The organism is Shimia sagamensis, assembly GCF_900182745.1.
Taxonomy (GTDB): domain Bacteria; phylum Pseudomonadota; class Alphaproteobacteria; order Rhodobacterales; family Rhodobacteraceae; genus Shimia; species Shimia sagamensis.
In genome coordinates this window covers 20,939-35,746 of record NZ_FXTY01000007.1, presented here as the reverse complement: position 1 = coordinate 35,746, position 14,808 = coordinate 20,939, and the positions used below count along the sequence as shown (strand labels likewise).

The 14,808-nt window shown below is 56.0% G+C and carries 14 protein-coding genes; 9 read left to right on the top strand and 5 right to left on the bottom strand.

Annotated elements, in window-relative coordinates:
* Nucleotides 1-135: 135 nt before the first annotated feature.
* The 4 genes from QOL67_RS16795 to QOL67_RS16780 form a co-directional block, all read right to left on the bottom strand.
* Nucleotides 136-1,623: a replicative DNA helicase gene (locus QOL67_RS16795; protein WP_283427142.1), complete on the bottom strand. Its 1,488-nt coding sequence runs from the start codon at nucleotides 1,621-1,623 to the stop codon at nucleotides 136-138.
* 193 nt (nucleotides 1,624-1,816) lie between these two features.
* Nucleotides 1,817-2,497, bottom strand: a complete 681-nt coding sequence (locus QOL67_RS16790) for an orotate phosphoribosyltransferase (RefSeq protein WP_283427141.1) — start codon at nucleotides 2,495-2,497, stop codon at nucleotides 1,817-1,819.
* 27 nt (nucleotides 2,498-2,524) lie between these two features.
* Nucleotides 2,525-3,568, bottom strand: coding sequence for a dihydroorotase (pyrC, locus tag QOL67_RS16785; protein WP_283427140.1), 1,044 nt, complete (start codon nucleotides 3,566-3,568; stop codon nucleotides 2,525-2,527).
* 72 nt (nucleotides 3,569-3,640) lie between these two features.
* The gene (locus QOL67_RS16780; RefSeq protein WP_283427139.1) at nucleotides 3,641-4,585 is read right to left on the bottom strand and encodes a phosphoadenosine phosphosulfate reductase; all 945 of its coding nucleotides are present in this window, start codon (nucleotides 4,583-4,585) and stop codon (nucleotides 3,641-3,643) included.
* A 207-nt stretch (nucleotides 4,586-4,792) separates the two neighbouring features.
* Between QOL67_RS16780 and QOL67_RS16775 the strand changes: the two genes are divergently transcribed.
* The 8 genes from QOL67_RS16775 (at nucleotide 4,793) to QOL67_RS16740 (ending at nucleotide 13,200) form a co-directional block, all read left to right on the top strand.
* Complete coding sequence (locus QOL67_RS16775; RefSeq protein WP_283427138.1) at nucleotides 4,793-5,701, top strand: AAA family ATPase; 909 nt, start codon at nucleotides 4,793-4,795, stop codon at nucleotides 5,699-5,701.
* A complete protein-coding gene (locus tag QOL67_RS16770; RefSeq protein WP_283427137.1) occupies nucleotides 5,701-6,009 on the top strand; it encodes a hypothetical protein in 309 nt (102 codons plus the stop codon). The genes QOL67_RS16775 and QOL67_RS16770 overlap by 1 nt, the downstream gene beginning before the upstream one ends.
* The gene (locus QOL67_RS16765) at nucleotides 6,009-7,274 is read left to right on the top strand and encodes a vWA domain-containing protein (RefSeq protein WP_283427136.1); all 1,266 of its coding nucleotides are present in this window, start codon (nucleotides 6,009-6,011) and stop codon (nucleotides 7,272-7,274) included. Before QOL67_RS16770 ends, QOL67_RS16765 begins: the two co-directional genes overlap by 1 nt.
* Before the next feature lie 80 nt (nucleotides 7,275-7,354).
* On the top strand, nucleotides 7,355-8,323 hold the full coding sequence (locus QOL67_RS16760) for an XdhC family protein (RefSeq protein ID WP_283427135.1): 969 nt from the start codon (nucleotides 7,355-7,357) through the stop codon (nucleotides 8,321-8,323).
* Entirely contained in the window at nucleotides 8,320-9,306 is a 987-nt protein-coding gene (locus QOL67_RS16755; protein ID WP_283427134.1) for a molybdopterin-binding protein, read from the top strand. The genes QOL67_RS16760 and QOL67_RS16755 overlap by 4 nt, the downstream gene beginning before the upstream one ends.
* Before the next feature lie 142 nt (nucleotides 9,307-9,448).
* The gene (locus tag QOL67_RS16750) at nucleotides 9,449-9,934 is read left to right on the top strand and encodes a (2Fe-2S)-binding protein (protein WP_283427133.1); all 486 of its coding nucleotides are present in this window, start codon (nucleotides 9,449-9,451) and stop codon (nucleotides 9,932-9,934) included.
* Nucleotides 9,935-10,033: 99 nt separating this feature from the next.
* Complete coding sequence (locus QOL67_RS16745) at nucleotides 10,034-12,397, top strand: xanthine dehydrogenase family protein molybdopterin-binding subunit (protein WP_283427132.1); 2,364 nt, start codon at nucleotides 10,034-10,036, stop codon at nucleotides 12,395-12,397.
* A 14-nt stretch (nucleotides 12,398-12,411) separates the two neighbouring features.
* Nucleotides 12,412-13,200 carry an FAD binding domain-containing protein gene (locus QOL67_RS16740; RefSeq protein ID WP_283427131.1) on the top strand — a complete coding sequence of 263 codons (789 nt, stop codon included), beginning with the start codon at nucleotides 12,412-12,414 and terminating at the stop codon, nucleotides 13,198-13,200.
* Between the two features lie 124 nt (nucleotides 13,201-13,324).
* Here the strand turns inward: QOL67_RS16740 and infC are convergent, their stop codons facing one another.
* Entirely contained in the window at nucleotides 13,325-13,786 is a 462-nt protein-coding gene (infC, locus tag QOL67_RS16735; RefSeq protein ID WP_283427130.1) for a translation initiation factor IF-3, read from the bottom strand.
* Between the two features lie 279 nt (nucleotides 13,787-14,065).
* Between infC and QOL67_RS16730 the strand changes: the two genes are divergently transcribed.
* Nucleotides 14,066-14,746 carry a translation initiation factor 3 gene (locus QOL67_RS16730; protein ID WP_283427129.1) on the top strand — a complete coding sequence of 227 codons (681 nt, stop codon included), beginning with the start codon at nucleotides 14,066-14,068 and terminating at the stop codon, nucleotides 14,744-14,746.
* Nucleotides 14,747-14,808 lie beyond the last annotated feature (62 nt).

Below are 14,808 nucleotides of genomic sequence, written 5' to 3'. Positions count from 1 at the left end.
CTTAACAATTGCCGATTGCGGCGCATTGGAAATACGCACCTCCGCAAAACAGTCGCGATACAGACAATGTACCGACGTTCAAATCGCCGCCAAAAACGAGGTTAACACGGCGATTCGAATAGTCTTGGGGGGAGCTTAAAACTCCTCGCCGCCGCCTTGTTGCCAAGGCTGCACAAGGTTGCCAAAGCGGGTGAATTGCCCCTCAAACGACAGCTCTACCGTGCCAATTGGGCCGTGACGTTGCTTGCCCAAGATCACCTCGGCGCGACCATGCAGGCGCTCCATGCGTTCCTGCCACGCGGCCATTTCGTCCAGCCGCTCGTCAGAGGGTTTCTCCCGTTCCACATAGTACTCTTCGCGGAACACAAACATCACCACATCCGCATCCTGCTCGATCGAACCGGATTCCCGCAAGTCACTGAGTTGGGGGCGTTTATCGTCTCGGCTCTCCACTGTACGGGAGAGCTGGGAGAGACCAATCACCGGAATATTGAGCTCCTTGGCAATGGCTTTCATACCCATCGAAATCTCACCAATTTCTTGCACACGGTTCTCGGCAGTACCGCGACACAGTTGCAGATAGTCGATGATCAACAGATCCAGCCCGTGGGTTCGCTTCAGCCGCCGTGCCCGCGCCGCCAACTGCGCGATCGGCAGGGCCGGGGTGTCGTCAATGAACAGCGGGCAGGCCTCAAGGTCTTTTGCTGCTTGAACAAATCGCCGAAACTCCTCCTCGGTCATGTCGCCCTTACGGATCTGTTCAGACGGGATCTCAGCCGCCTCAGATAGGATACGCGCCGCCAATTGTTCAGCCGACATCTCAAGGCTACAAAACGCAACCACACCGCCCTCAACAGCGCCTTCGCTGCCATCCGGTTTAACGCCTTTTTTATAGGCCTTTGCCACGTTAAACGCGACGTTGGTGGCCAACGAAGTTTTCCCCATCGAAGGACGTCCCGCGAGGATCAACAAGTCCGACGGGTGAAGCCCCCCCAGCTTTTTGTCGAGGTCGATCAAGCCGGTGGAAATACCGGCAAGGCCGCCATCGCGTTGGTAGGCGGCATTGGCGGTGTTTACTGCTTGCGTCACAGCTTTCAGAAAACTGACATAGCCACGCTCAGAGGTGCCCTGTTCCGAGAGTTTGTAAAGCGCTTGTTCTGCCTCAACAATCTGCTCTTTTGGCTCTAGCTTGATGTCAGCTTTCTTGGCCTTGGAGGCGATGTTGTTGCCCAGATCAATCAGCTCACGGCGCATCGCCATATCATAGATCATTTGCGCGTAATCGGCTGCGGCAAAAGACGAAATTGCAGAACCCGCCAGGCGCACAAGATAGGCTGGACCACCCAATTCGATCAGACCGGGGTCGTCTTCCATAAAGGCTTTGAGAGTGACCGGGGAGGCAAGGTTGTTCTTCGCAATCCGAGCGGCAGCGATCTCATAAATGCGCGAATGTACAGGCTCATAAAAGTGGGTCGAATTGATGACCGAGGCGACACGATCAAAAATGTCGTTGTTGGTCAGAATGGCACCCAGAAGCTGTTGCTCAGCCTCAATGGAATGCGGCAACGCATCAATGCTTGCGGCCTCGGTTTCACCCGTGTTGATGTTTGCAATTTCGTTCATGTCTGCCCCCAAATGCCCGCGTCGCCGGTTTTAAACCAGCCGTCTTAAACAGGGCAACTTGTATGTTTTTGTGGATCGCCTGTGGATAACTTCGCCCGCCCCGATATTGTCAGGACGGGCGTTGATGCGTCAACATCTTGTGCTGTTGTGGCCAGTTTTGACCTCAAATGTGCTCGGTTTTCCGCCGAAAGGCTTAGGATCCCTTGCGCGATTCCTGCCAGGCGCGTGGGTCTTTGAGGAAAGTCTCAACTTCCGACAGTGTCTCCGCTGAGAACACGCCCTGCGCTTTGGCTTCGGCGAGAACATCCCACCAGGTGCAGAGATAGTGCAGCGCAACACCGTGATCACCCAAGGTCTTCTCAGTTTCCGGGAAGATGTCATAGTAGAAGATCACTGCCGTGTTGCCACAAGATGCACCGGTCTCACGGATCGCGTCGACAAACGACAGTTTGGAGCCGCCGTCGGTGGTCAGATCTTCCACCAACAACACCCGCTCGCCTTCGCTCATTGCGCCTTCAATACGGGCGTTTTTGCCATATCCCTTTGGCTTCTTGCGCACGTAGGTCATCGGCAGCGCCATGCGTTCCGCCACCAACGCGGCAAAAGGAATGCCCGCCGTTTCACCACCGGCGATGTTGTCAAACGCTTCAAAGCCCGCCTCACGCATCACGGTGACGGTCATGAAATCCATCAGGGTCGCACGGATGCGCGGGAAGGAGATCAGTTTGCGGCAGTCAATGTAGCTTGGGCTTGGCAGACCTGAGGCCAGCGTGTAGGGCTCATCGGTGTTGAAGTTTACCGCGCCAATTTCCAACAGCATACGGGCAGTCAGGCGGGCAATTTCTTCTTTTGGCGGGAAGGCGGTAGGGATCATTTTGATATCCTTTGGCAGCAGAATTTCTTAGTCAGCAACGGTCCAGAACACGTCATAACCGGGGTCAAACACGGTAACGGGCCCATTAGCGCTTTCAATTTTATCAGGGAAGACAGTGGTTTGTTCGGTCTTCACGAGCGTGATGGTCTCTTCATTCACCGGCAGGCCATAGAAGTTTGGACCATTGCGGCTGGCAAAGCCTTCCAGCTTGTCCAGCGCACCGTCCTCTTCAAACACATGTGCCAAAAGTGCCATGGTGTTGGTCGCGGTGAAGCAACCGGCACAGCCGCAAGCACTCTCCTTGTCGCCGTCCAGATGTGGGGCGCTGTCGGTGCCGAGGAAGAACCGCGCATCACCGGAGGTCGCCGCGGCGCGCAATGCCAAACGGTGTTCTTCACGCTTGGCCACAGGCAGGCAATAGTAGTGCGGTTTGATTCCACCCACGAGGAGATGGTTGCGGTTGATGATCAGGTGGTGCGTGGTGATTGTTGCACCTAGATCGGTCGCATTGTCTTGCACATACGCAACACCGTCGCTGGTTGTGATATGTTCCATAATCACGCGCAGGCCTGGAGTGGCTTTGCGGATTGGGTCCAACACGCGGTCGATAAAAATCGCTTCGCGGTCAAAAATATCGATGTCATGATCGGTGACTTCGCCATGTACACAGAGCGGCAAGCCAATCTCGGCCATCTTGTCCAGCGAGGCGCGAACGTTTTTGAAATCGGCAACACCGCTGGCGGAGTTTGTTGTCGCACCGGCGGGGTAGAGCTTCACAGCTTTGATCAGACCTGTTGCATGCGCCGTCGCAATATCTTCCGGATCGCTGTCTTCTGTGAGGTACAGCGTCATCAGCGGCTCAAAGCACATGCCTTGGGGCAAAGCCGCTATGATGCGGTCTTTGTAGGCCACGGCCTGCGCGCCGGTCACAACTGGCGGCACCAGATTGGGCATGATGATCGCACGGGCAAAGTGGCGCGCGGTTTCAGGCAGGACGGCTTGGAGCATCGCGCCATCGCGCAGATGCAAATGCCAGTCATCGGGGCGGGCAATGGTCAGGTTTTGGGTCATAGGCGCGGCTTACACAAAGCTGCGGCCAGTGGCTAGTCTTTGCACGCAACTCTTGGCGATTTTGCGCCAGCTTCAACTCGCCAAACGCCCCTGATCCGCGTCCTGAACCAGTGCGTTTAAATGGCGCAAGAACCGTGGTTCTTTGAGACGCCTCGCAACATTGGCACAGAGCAACGCTGTCACAAACGGCCGATTCTTTTGCGACACTTCTCGCAACAAACGGTCCAAATACGGCACATGCGCGCGCCGCGCTCGGTAGAGTTTGTAAAAGGCCGTGCGGCTTAATGTTCCTGCGCCCGCTTTCACCAGAACCCGATACAGAACCTGCATCTCCAGTAAATCTTCTTCTGGTGTGGCACCCAAATGCGGCGTTGGCATCAATTCTGTGTTTTCACGCGCAAAAAGAGCGGCATGGATGGCGTCCATGTCTTGGGTTGGGTCGTAGATCACAAAACAGCGGTCTGCCATGGCTGCCATATCCGGTGCAAAGCCATATGGCCCGTCAAAGGCAATTTTGCGGGAGTGAGGAAATCGTTTGTCCCAGCCCGCAAAACGCGGGGAAAGGGTCGCTTGCGGTCGCACCGCAACAACCTGCGCATCGGTTGCAACAATCGAGTAGCCCGCTGCGGCATAGCCACATGATCCGGCACCATAAAACACCACTTCATCAAATTCATCAAAGAATCCGTCGCCGGAAAGGCGATCAAAATAGGCGATCACCTCCGGATCGCGAAACCATGTGTCTCCATCGCTCAATACACAAAGGTGAGACCAGCCCAACTCGCGCACCAATTCCCATCCCAAGGGATGACCGGTGTCACCACGTTTTTGAATGCTATCAACGGTTTCAAAGGTGACCAAAAGGACAGGTTTGTCCTCTACTAAGGTCGCCCAGTGGCGGTCTCCCAACGGTTGAAAGTGTCCATGTGCCTCAGCAACATGTTCCAACTGGGACAGCCATTCATCCCGTGACAACCCAAGCATCGGCGTGTCAAAGCCGTTGGCAGTGTCCTGCATGTCGATGTTTTTCCTTACGCCCCTGGCCATTGTGGCCTGATGATCTGACCTTGTTTCGTGGTCTTTGCGGAAACCGTATAAGCTATTTGCGGCAAAAATTGGGAAGGTTTTGCGCTTTTCTACAACTTTTGTCGCGGGGGCAAGCGCTTGACGTTGCGGGTGCTCCAATGCAGCGTGACCGGAGTATTTCCAGCCAGAGGCGTGCCCATGCAGGACATTGAGAGCATCGACGACATTCAACGGCTTCTGGCAGAAGAGGGCTATGTATGTGGTCGGCCACTCGCAACTGTTGTTTTCTTAGCGCTGCGCTTGGGGCGGCCGATTTTTCTAGAAGGTGAAGCAGGTGTTGGCAAAACTGAAATTGCCAAAGCGCTTTCTGCGGCGCTGGGCCGTAGCCTGATCCGGTTGCAATGTTACGAAGGCCTTGATGTGTCCAGTGCGGTTTATGAATGGAATTTTGCGGCCCAAATGGTGGCTATTCGCACGGCGGAAGCCAGTGGTAGCGCGGATCGCAGCGCATTGCAGGAAGAGCTGTTTGGCCCAGGCTATCTGGTTGAGCGCCCCTTGCTCAGGGCGATGCGGCCTGATCCATCGGGAGCGCCAGTGTTGCTAATTGATGAACTGGACCGCACCGACGAACCTTTTGAGGCCTTCCTGCTTGAGGCGCTCAGTGACTTCCAAGTGACCATTCCGGAAATCGGTACCATCAAGGCGCCTGAACCTCCGATTGTGATAGTCACGTCGAACCGTACGCGAGAAGTGCATGACGCCCTTAAGCGCCGGTGCCTGTATCACTGGGTCGACTACCCTGATTTTGATCGCGAAATGGCAATTTTGCGTGCGCGGGCACCTGAAGCGGCTGAAAGCCTGAGCCGAGAGGTTGTGGCTTTTGTTCAACGGCTCCGCACCGAAGACCTCTTTAAAAAACCGGGTGTTGCGGAAACCATAGATTGGGCCAAGTGCCTCTTGGCATTGGATGTTGTGACCCTGAGCCCTGAGGTGATTGCCGATACACTTGGGGCCGTTCTTAAGTACCAAGACGACATTGCAAAGCTGCAAGGCTCTGAGGCCAAGAAGCTGCTCGATGAGGCGCGCGCCACGCTGGAGCCGGCCTGATGGGGTTACGTCTCCCTGCGGGTTGGGAGTTTGTTAGTGAAGCGCAAGCCGCGTCACTAACAAATGAACTCAAACGTGAAGTTGGTGAAAAACACGTTCTATGGCAATCCATGTATCACGCGATAGCTCGAAGCACACAAAGCGACGATGTTTTGTTTGCGCTGGACGACAGCCAATCGCCTTTCGTGCTTGTCCACCTGACTTGGCAAGTCGGATCTAGGTCTGAATGGCCTAAGGCAATTTTTGTTAAGAATGGTGAGCATTTGCATTCGATTTGGCAGACTGCCCTTCGAGGCGAAAATGAATAATGGCTGAATACTTTCCGCTCGAGATCCCGGATCACCCCAAGCTCACGCAAAACATCACTTGGTTTGCAAGGGCTTTGCGCAAGGCTGGATTGCCGATTGGCCCGGGACGCGTGATTGATGCCATTCGAGCAGTCGAGGCGTCAGGGTTCACTAGCAAGCAGGATTTCTATTGGACGTTGCACGCGTGTTTCGTGTCTCGTCCTGAACATCGCACCGTGTTCTCGCAGGTTTTCCGGCTCTATTGGCGTGATCCACGCTATCTGGAGCACATGATGGCGATGATGTTGCCAGCTGTCCGCGGCGTGCAAGAAGAACGCGCGGGGCAAGCGGGTGAAAAACGCGCTGCTGAAGCGCTTCTTGATGGCGCCAATCAAGACATTCCTGAAGGTGTCGAGCAAGAAGACGCTGGAACAGAAATTGAGATTGATGCCTCTCTGACCATATCATCAGAAGAGAAGCTGCGCACGCTGGATTTTGAGCAAATGAGCACTGAGGAAATTGCGCAAGCGACGCGCATGCTCTCGCGCCTGAGCTTGCCGGTGAAACCAATTTTGTCTCGACGCACCAAATCGGATCCGTTTGGGCGTAAAATCGATTGGCGCGCCACCATGCGGCAGTCCATGCGACAGGGGGGAGATTTGTCCGGCTTGGCACATAAGAGCCAGCGTATCCGTTGGCCCAACCTTGTGGTGATTTGCGATATTTCCGGATCAATGAGCCAATACAGCCGCATGGTGCTGCATTTCTTACATGCGGTTGCCAATCAAAAAGGGGCTGGATGGGCGCGCGTGCATGGATTCACCTTTGGCACACAGTTGACCAACATCACCCGTCATTTAGCGACCCGGGATGTGGATGTGGCGCTGGCTGCGGCTGGGGCGGAAGCCCAGGATTGGGAAGGGGGCACCCGGATCGGGGAGTGTTTGCACAGTTTTAACCGAGATTGGTCGCGTCGCGTGATGGGGCAGGGGGCGGTTGTTCTGTTGATCACCGATGGATTGGATCGCGGTGCGCCTGAGGTGTTGACCAAAGAAATGCAACGCTTACATCTGTCCGCACGTCGATTGATTTGGTTGAACCCGCTTCTGCGATGGGAAGGGTTCGCGGCCAAAGCACAAGGCATTCGCGCAATGCTGCCCCATGTTGACAGTTTCCGCGCGGGGCACTCCATTGCATCTATTGAGGCGCTGGCGGAAGCTCTGTCACGTCCCGACGATGTGGGAGAAAAGGCACGGCTCCTTGGGGAGCTTCGTCAATGGTCCTGAGCAAGTGAAAAATATGGAAAAAGAGGACCTTGCTGTTTGGTGGAACGAGGCCCATGTTTTTTGCTCTGAGGGAGGGTGGAATGCGCCAAGGACTTAAAGGTGCGCCGGAATTGGCGCTGGACTGGTATCGCGCCGGACGTGGGGCAGCCCTGGCCACCGTGGTTGAAACCTGGGGCTCTGCACCACGTCGCACGGGCGCACAAATGGTTGTGTCCGGTGATGGCCAGATTGAAGGTTCTGTGTCTGGCGGTTGTGTCGAAGGTGCGGTGATGGTTGAGGCCATGGACGCGATCGAAAGCGGCAAAGGTACCCTGTTGGAATTTGGCATCAGCGATGGAGATGCCTTTGCTGTTGGCTTGGCCTGTGGTGGCACAATCAAGGTTCTGGTCGAACCTGTGGGAACCGTTCTCACCGAAGACGTGTTGTCTCAATTGGTTGAGGCCCGTGCCGCGCGCAAAGCTGTCGCTTACATTGCCAATGCCGAAACTGGCGGCGGCACATTGACGAGTGCCGGGTTTGCAGATCGCTTCCGCATGGATCGATCTGGCGTGGAGGAAGACGGCCGCTTTGTTGCCATTCACAATCCACCACTGAGGTTGGTTGTTGTGGGGGCTGTGCACATCGCGCAGGCTTTGGTCCCAATGGCACGCCTTGCCGGTTTTGATCCTGTAATTGTTGATCCACGAGCCGCGTTTGGTTCTGAGGCGCGGTTTCCCGGGGAGACTGTTGTGGAGGAGTGGCCCGACGAGGCTTTGCAGAACATTGGCGTTGATGCGCGAACAGCGCTTGTTTTGTTGACCCATGATCCCAAACTGGACGATCCAGCGCTGCACATCGCTTTGAAGTCAGACGTTTGTTACATTGGGGCCCTCGGCAGCAAAAGAACCCACGCCAAGCGGGTTGAGCGGCTTCAGGAGGCCGGGTATTCGGATCAGACCATCGCCCGCATACACGGTCCGGTTGGATTGGATATTGGGGCGGCAAGCCCGTCCGAAATTGCAGTGGCGATCCTGGCGGAGATGCTAACGGTGTTGAGGAAAAGCACATGAAGTTTGGCGCCGTGCCAGTTGAGGTGGCTCTGGACGCCGTTCTGGCGCACTCCTTGGTTGCTGGCAAAAGGATCCCCAAAGGAACAGTCCTGCAAGAAACGCACCTACAGGCCCTAGTCGACGCCGGGTTTGAAACTGTTGTTGTGGCCCAATTGGATCAAGGCGATGTGGCCGAAGATGTGGCGGCAGCCAAATTGGCAGAGGCCATGCTAATTGGCATCGGGGGCGTCCGAGCCACAGGAGCGGGCGCTGGGCGGGTAAACCTCTACGCCGAGGGCTGTGGAGTGATCCGTATCAACGCCGAGATAGTGCAACAGATTAACTCCATTGATCCAATGATCACGGTTGCAACCGTGCCTGATTATCACCGCGTCGACGCGGGTGGCATGGTCGCGACTATCAAGATTATCGCTTATGCCGTGCCGTCTTCTGCACTGGCGGAGGCGACAAACATTGCGCGCGGAGCGGTGTCTTTGCGGCGGCCTGTTTTTGAAACCGCAACGCTGATTGAAACCACCATTGGAGATGTTCCAACCGACAAAGGCCGGCGGGCAATGGCCGGGCGTGTTGAACGGATGGGAATGATGTTGACGGAAAGGGTCTTGGTGCCGCATGAGCCGGCCCCTTTGGCGCAAGTTATCCGGTCAGCCCCTGGGGACATGATCTTTGTCCTCACGGCATCGGCAACTTCAGATCCGCTGGATGTCGCTCCTCAGGCTCTGCGCGATACGGGTGGGGTCGTTGAGCGGTTCGGCATGCCGGTTGATCCTGGTAACCTTCTGTTCTTAGGGGAGATTGACGGGAAGCCAGTCGTTGGGTTACCCGGCTGCGCACGATCTCCGGCCTTGAACGGCGCGGATTGGGTGATGGAGCGGGTGATTTGTGGGATTGACGTCACCCACTCTGATATCGCCGCAATGGGGGTTGGGGGACTCCTCAAAGAAATCCCAACACGTCCGATGCCGCGGGAAAAGGGAATGTAGTCCAATTGGCCTCGGTGCTGCAGGTGCAGCTACGACCAATGTCTACGGCCCCCATTTGAATTGTCAAAAAAAGCGGCTTCTCAAGTTGCATGGTGACTGCTTTACTCCTGCTCAATGACAATAGCTAAATTGGGAGGAGCCAATGTCACAGGTCACCATGACCGTGAATGGCAAAGAAATGTCCGGCGATGCCGAAGGACGCACTTTGCTCAGTCAATTTCTTCGAGAAACCCTTGGCCTGACTGGCACGCACGTTGGGTGTGACACCAGCCAATGTGGCGCCTGTGTGGTGCATGTTGATGGGGTTGCCGTTAAAGCCTGTACAATGCTGGCGATGGAAGCAGAAGGCGCTTCCGTTGACACCATTGAAGGTCAGGCTGCGCCGGATGGAACATTGAATGCGTTGCAGCAGGCATTCCAAGATCACCACGGCCTGCAATGCGGGTTCTGCACGCCGGGCATGATCATGTCTGCGGCGGATCTCTTGAAAAACAATCCGCAACCAACAGAAGCGGAAGTGCGCCATCATCTTGAGGGCAATATTTGCCGCTGCACCGGCTACCACAACATCGTCAAAGCAATTCTGGCGGCCAGTGGACAGGATGTGAGCAGCATAGCAGCTGAGTAATCCGCAGTACCGCGTTTGAGGAGGCGCGGTAACGTGTGATTTTGATTTCAAATCGGATGCGTGAGGCCTTGGCCCGCTCTGATTTTAGGGAGGATAAGCATGCCTAAGGACAATGGCATTGGCGCCAGCCCCAAGCGGCGCGAAGACGTCCGGTTTCTAAGTGGAACCGGCAATTACACAGACGACATTCAAGTCAACGGTCAAGCGTATGTGCATTTCTTGCGCTCTGACATCGCCCACGCCAAAATCAATGGCATCAATTTGGATGCTGCGTCGGCTATGCCGGGGGTGATCAAGATTTTCACCGGTGCGGATTTTGAAGGTGTCGGTGGCATTCCCTGTGGTTGGCAGGTGACAGACCGCCATGGCGAGCCGATGCAAGAGCCTGCCCACCCGGTGCTGGCGCAAGGCAAAGTTCGCTATGTGGGGGATCAGATCGCTGCCGTCGTGGCCGAAACATTGGAGCAGGCACGCGACGCGGCAGAGGCTATTGAGGTTGATCTCGAAGAGCTTCCGGCAGTTGTTGATATGAAGGCCGCGCTGGCCGACGGGGCCACAAAGGTACACGACGATCTGACCAGTAACCTGTGTTACGACTGGGGTTTCGTTGAAGAAAACAAACCAGCGGTTGATGCCGCGTTTGAGGCGGCGGCGCATGTGACAACACTAGAGCTGCGCAACAACCGTTTGGTGGCCAACCCGATGGAGCCTCGTGTGGCCATCGGCGATTTCAATCGTGCAACCGGTGACAGCACGCTCTACACAACCAGCCAGAACCCGCATGTGATCCGCTTGTTGATGGGTGCATTTGTCTTGGGCATTCCGGAACACAAACTTCGTGTTGTCGCGCCAGACGTTGGGGGCGGATTTGGCACAAAAATCTTCCACTATGCCGAAGAAGCATTTTGTACTTTTGCGGCCAAAGCACTGAACCGTGCTGTGAAGTGGACATCGACTCGGTCTGAGGCGTTCATTTCCGATGCACATGGGCGTGACCATGTGACCAAGATCGAACTGGCGCTGGATGCCGAGAATAACTTCACCGCTGTACGGACCGACACACATGCAAATATGGGCGCGTATCTGTCCACTTTTGCGCCCTCGGTGCCAACATGGCTGCACGGCACGCTCATGGCGGGGAACTACAAAACGCCACTGATCTACGTGAACGTCAAAGCGGTGTTCACCAACACTGTGCCGGTGGATGCGTACCGCGGTGCGGGCCGTCCGGAAGCGACATTCCAGCTTGAGCGCGTGGTGGACAAAGCGGCACGGGAGCTGGGTGTGGACCCAATTGCATTGCGCCGTCAAAACTTCATCACCGAGTTCCCATATGCGACACCTGTGGCGGTGGAATATGACACCGGTGACTACCACGGCACCATGGACGCGCTGGAAAACATGGCGGATATTTCCGGCTTTGAGGCCCGTCGCAAGGCCAGTGAAGCGCGCGGTATGCTGCGTGGATTTGGCGTGAACTGCTATATTGAGGCCTGCGGTATTGCGCCGTCTAATCTCGTAGGGCAGCTCGGTGCGCGTGCTGGCCTCTATGAAAGTGCAACTGTGCGGGTGAACGCGACCGGTGGTCTGGTGGTGATGACGGGCTCACACAGCCACGGCCAAGGCCATGAAACCTCGTTCCCTCAGGTGATTGCCGAGATGATTGGTATCGACGAAAGCATGGTGGAAATCGTGCACGGAGACACAGCCAACACGCCAATGGGTATGGGCACTTACGGATCCCGTTCGATTGCGGTTGGTGGTTCAGCCATGGTGCGCGCGACGGAAAAAATCATCGCCAAAGCTAAAAAGATCGCCGCGCATCTGATGGAAGCGGCTGACGCAGACATCGAACTCAAAGATGGTTCGTTTTCTGTGGCGGGCACCGATAAATCGGTCGCCTGGGGGGATGTGACCCTGGCAGCCTATGTCCCGCACAATTACCCGCTTGAGGACATCGAACCGGGTTTGGAGGAGACCGCGTTTTATGATCCCGCCAACTTCACCTATCCATCCGGTGCCTATGCTTGTGAGGTCGAAGTCGACCCGGAGACTGGTAAGGTCACCATTGAGGCGTTCAATGCCGCTGATGACTTTGGCAATATCATCAATCCAATGATTGTCGACGGTCAGGTGCATGGCGGAATTGGCCAGGGTATTGGCCAGGCGTTGCTCGAAAATGCGTCCTATGACGAGAATGGCCAACTGCTGAGCGCGTCTTATATGGACTACGCGATGCCGCGGGCCAGCGATGTGCCTTTCTATGGCGTGGATCACTCGAGTCAGACCCCGTGCACACATAACCCATTGGGTGTGAAAGGCTGTGGCGAGGCTGGGGCCATTGGGTCGCCGCCGGCGGTGATCAACGCGGTTGTTGACGCGTTGCGCTCAGGTGGGCATGACATTCACCATATCGATATGCCAGTGTCGCCGTCGCGCGTCTGGCAAGCGATGAACGGATAAGCGGAGGAAATACCATGTATAATTTCGACTTCGAAAAACCCTCCACGATTGCGGACGCAGTGTCCGCGCTGGGCACCGAGGATGCACAGGCACTGGGTGGGGGGCAAACATTGCTCCCGACGATGAAGCAGCGCCTAGCGAGCCCATCTAAACTGGTGAGCCTCAACGGCATTACCGAGATGCACGGTATCTGCACCGGCGACGACGGCGCGCTGTGTATCGGTGGGGCAACCACCCATGCGGATGTGGCTGCAGGGGCCGGTGCTTACCCGGGTCTTGCAGGGTTGGCTGCAGGCATTGGTGATCCAGCGGTACGCGCGCGGGGAACAATTGGAGGCTCGTTGGCCAACAACGACCCCTCCGCGTGTTATCCTGCTGGTGCTTTGGCATCAGGTGCCACCCTTGTCACCAATGCACGCGAGATTGCGGCGGATGACTACTTCCAAGGTATGTTCACAACGGCCTTGGATGAAGGTGAGATTCTCACAGAAGTCCGCTTCCCGGTACCCGAGGCGTCAAACTATCAAAAGTTTGAACAGCCAGCCTCTCGTTTTGCTTTGGTTGGCGTGTTTGTGGCCAAATATGCAGACGGCGTGCGTGTCGCGGTAACCGGTGCGTCTGAAGAGGGTGTGTTCCGTTGGACTGAGGCAGAGGCCGTGCTTTCTGGCACCTTCTCCGCTGACGCTATCGCCGGAATGGCGCCGGGCTCTGATGGCATGATCTCTGATCTGCATGGCACAGGGGCCTACCGCGCCCACTTGGTAGGGGTTTTGACCCGCCGCGCGGTGACCGCCGCCAGTTAAGTGGCCGAGGCGTAAAAGAAAAGCCCCGATCCTAGGATTGGGGCTTTTGTTGCCTGCGGCACGTTTCCAAGAAAAAACCCCGCGAGATGGCGGGGTTTCTTAGAATTCAATGGTTTGCCAAGCTTTACTTGGGCAGGGGGCCGATCAGCATGATCATTTGGCGGCCTTCCATTTTGGGCATGTTTTCAACTTTGCCCATCTCTTTGGTGTCCGCTGCCACACGTTCAAGAAGCTCGCGGCCCAAGTTTTGGTGCGCCATTTCGCGTCCACGGAAGCGTAAGGTCACTTTGACTTTGTCGCCGTTCTCTAGGAACTTGTACACGTTGCGCATTTTGACTTCGTAGTCATGCGTATCCGTGTTCGGGCGGAACTTGACCTCTTTGATCTCGATGGTCTTTTGCTTTTTGCGCGCTTCAGATTCGCGTTTCTGCTGTTCGTATTTGAACTTGCCGAAATCCATGATCTTGCACACGGGTGGGTTTGCATTTGGAGAAATCTCAACAAGATCCAAACCAGCCTCGTCAGCCATTGCCATGGCCCGCGTCGGGGTCACGACACCGACGTTTTCGCCGTCTGCGCCAATCAAGCGGATTTCTGTAGAGCGGATGCGTCCGTTGACGCGGGGTCCGGTGTCACGCTGAGGCGGTGCGTTATGAGGTCTGCGGGCTATGGTTTTCTTCCTTCAATGGTGAATGCCTTTAGGCGGCCAATTTATTCGGCCTTTGCACGTGATACAACAGCCGAATCCATGCACATGATGTGAATCTAGCAGGTTTCCCCCTTGAGAGCGGCCTGCGGACATAGGAAAGAGTATCAGCGAAGGGCCCGAACAGGTCGGGTGGGAGCGTTTGAGTTGGAGAATTCAATGAAGAATCTTATTTTTGTTGTGATTGCGGGTGCCATTGCGGTGGTGGCCTATTTTGTATTGGGACAGGGCGGCAAAGACGCTGTGACCGACGCGCCAGTTGTTGAGAGCTCTCCGGTTGTTGAAGCTCTTGAAGAGGCGCAAACGGCCGTCGAAGACGCCGTTGAAGAGGCCGCCGACGGTGTTGCAGCGGCTGCAGAAGCTGTTCAGGATGCGGCGGAAGAGGCAGTTGAGGCTGCATCGGACCAGGTTGAAGCTGTTGCCGACGAAGCTGAGGCTGCCGTAACCGAAGCTGTGGAAGCTGCGACAGACGCGGCTGCTGATACCGCCGCTGCGGCCACCGAAGCCGCTGAGGAGGCCGTAACCGCGGTGACAGACACCGCCAGCGCGGCCACCGACGCGGCCACAGATGCCGCAACCGAAGCTGCTTCTGATGCGACAGAGGCTGTAACCGACACAACCGAGCAGGCTGCTGATGCGGCAACAACCGGTATGGCAGACTTGGCCAGCCTGTTTACTGCTGACGGTTTTGATCTGGCCAAAGTGTCCGAGGTGATCGACGGGTCTTCACTGGGTACGATTGAAAAGACCACGTTGAAAACTGCCATCGAAAGCGCCACCAACAATCCAGAAATGCTGACGCAGGCGTTGGACGCTGCAAAGCAAGCGCTTGGAATGTAAGCTGTTTCAGCAGAAAAAACGCAAAACGCCCCGGCCAATGTCGGGGCGTTTTCTTTTGGATT

What these genes read in the sequence shown, in the direction of transcription:
- QOL67_RS16760 (WP_283427135.1), top strand. Translation starts at nt 7,355, where the DNA reads ATGCGCCAAGGACTTAAAGGTGCGCCGGAATTGGCGCTGGACTGGTAT.
- QOL67_RS16770 (WP_283427137.1), top strand. Translation starts at nt 5,701, where the DNA reads ATGGGGTTACGTCTCCCTGCGGGTTGGGAGTTTGTTAGTGAAGCGCAA.
- QOL67_RS16745 (WP_283427132.1), top strand. Translation starts at nt 10,034, where the DNA reads ATGCCTAAGGACAATGGCATTGGCGCCAGCCCCAAGCGGCGCGAAGAC.
- QOL67_RS16750 (WP_283427133.1), top strand. Translation starts at nt 9,449, where the DNA reads ATGTCACAGGTCACCATGACCGTGAATGGCAAAGAAATGTCCGGCGAT.
- QOL67_RS16795 (WP_283427142.1), bottom strand. Translation starts at nt 1,623, where the DNA reads ATGAACGAAATTGCAAACATCAACACGGGTGAAACCGAGGCCGCAAGC.
- QOL67_RS16730 (WP_283427129.1), top strand. Translation starts at nt 14,066, where the DNA reads ATGAAGAATCTTATTTTTGTTGTGATTGCGGGTGCCATTGCGGTGGTG.
- QOL67_RS16765 (WP_283427136.1), top strand. Translation starts at nt 6,009, where the DNA reads ATGGCTGAATACTTTCCGCTCGAGATCCCGGATCACCCCAAGCTCACG.
- QOL67_RS16780 (WP_283427139.1), bottom strand. Translation starts at nt 4,585, where the DNA reads ATGCAGGACACTGCCAACGGCTTTGACACGCCGATGCTTGGGTTGTCA.
- QOL67_RS16790 (WP_283427141.1), bottom strand. Translation starts at nt 2,497, where the DNA reads ATGATCCCTACCGCCTTCCCGCCAAAAGAAGAAATTGCCCGCCTGACT.
- pyrC (WP_283427140.1), bottom strand. Translation starts at nt 3,568, where the DNA reads ATGACCCAAAACCTGACCATTGCCCGCCCCGATGACTGGCATTTGCAT.
- QOL67_RS16755 (WP_283427134.1), top strand. Translation starts at nt 8,320, where the DNA reads ATGAAGTTTGGCGCCGTGCCAGTTGAGGTGGCTCTGGACGCCGTTCTG.
- QOL67_RS16775 (WP_283427138.1), top strand. Translation starts at nt 4,793, where the DNA reads ATGCAGGACATTGAGAGCATCGACGACATTCAACGGCTTCTGGCAGAA.
- QOL67_RS16740 (WP_283427131.1), top strand. Translation starts at nt 12,412, where the DNA reads ATGTATAATTTCGACTTCGAAAAACCCTCCACGATTGCGGACGCAGTG.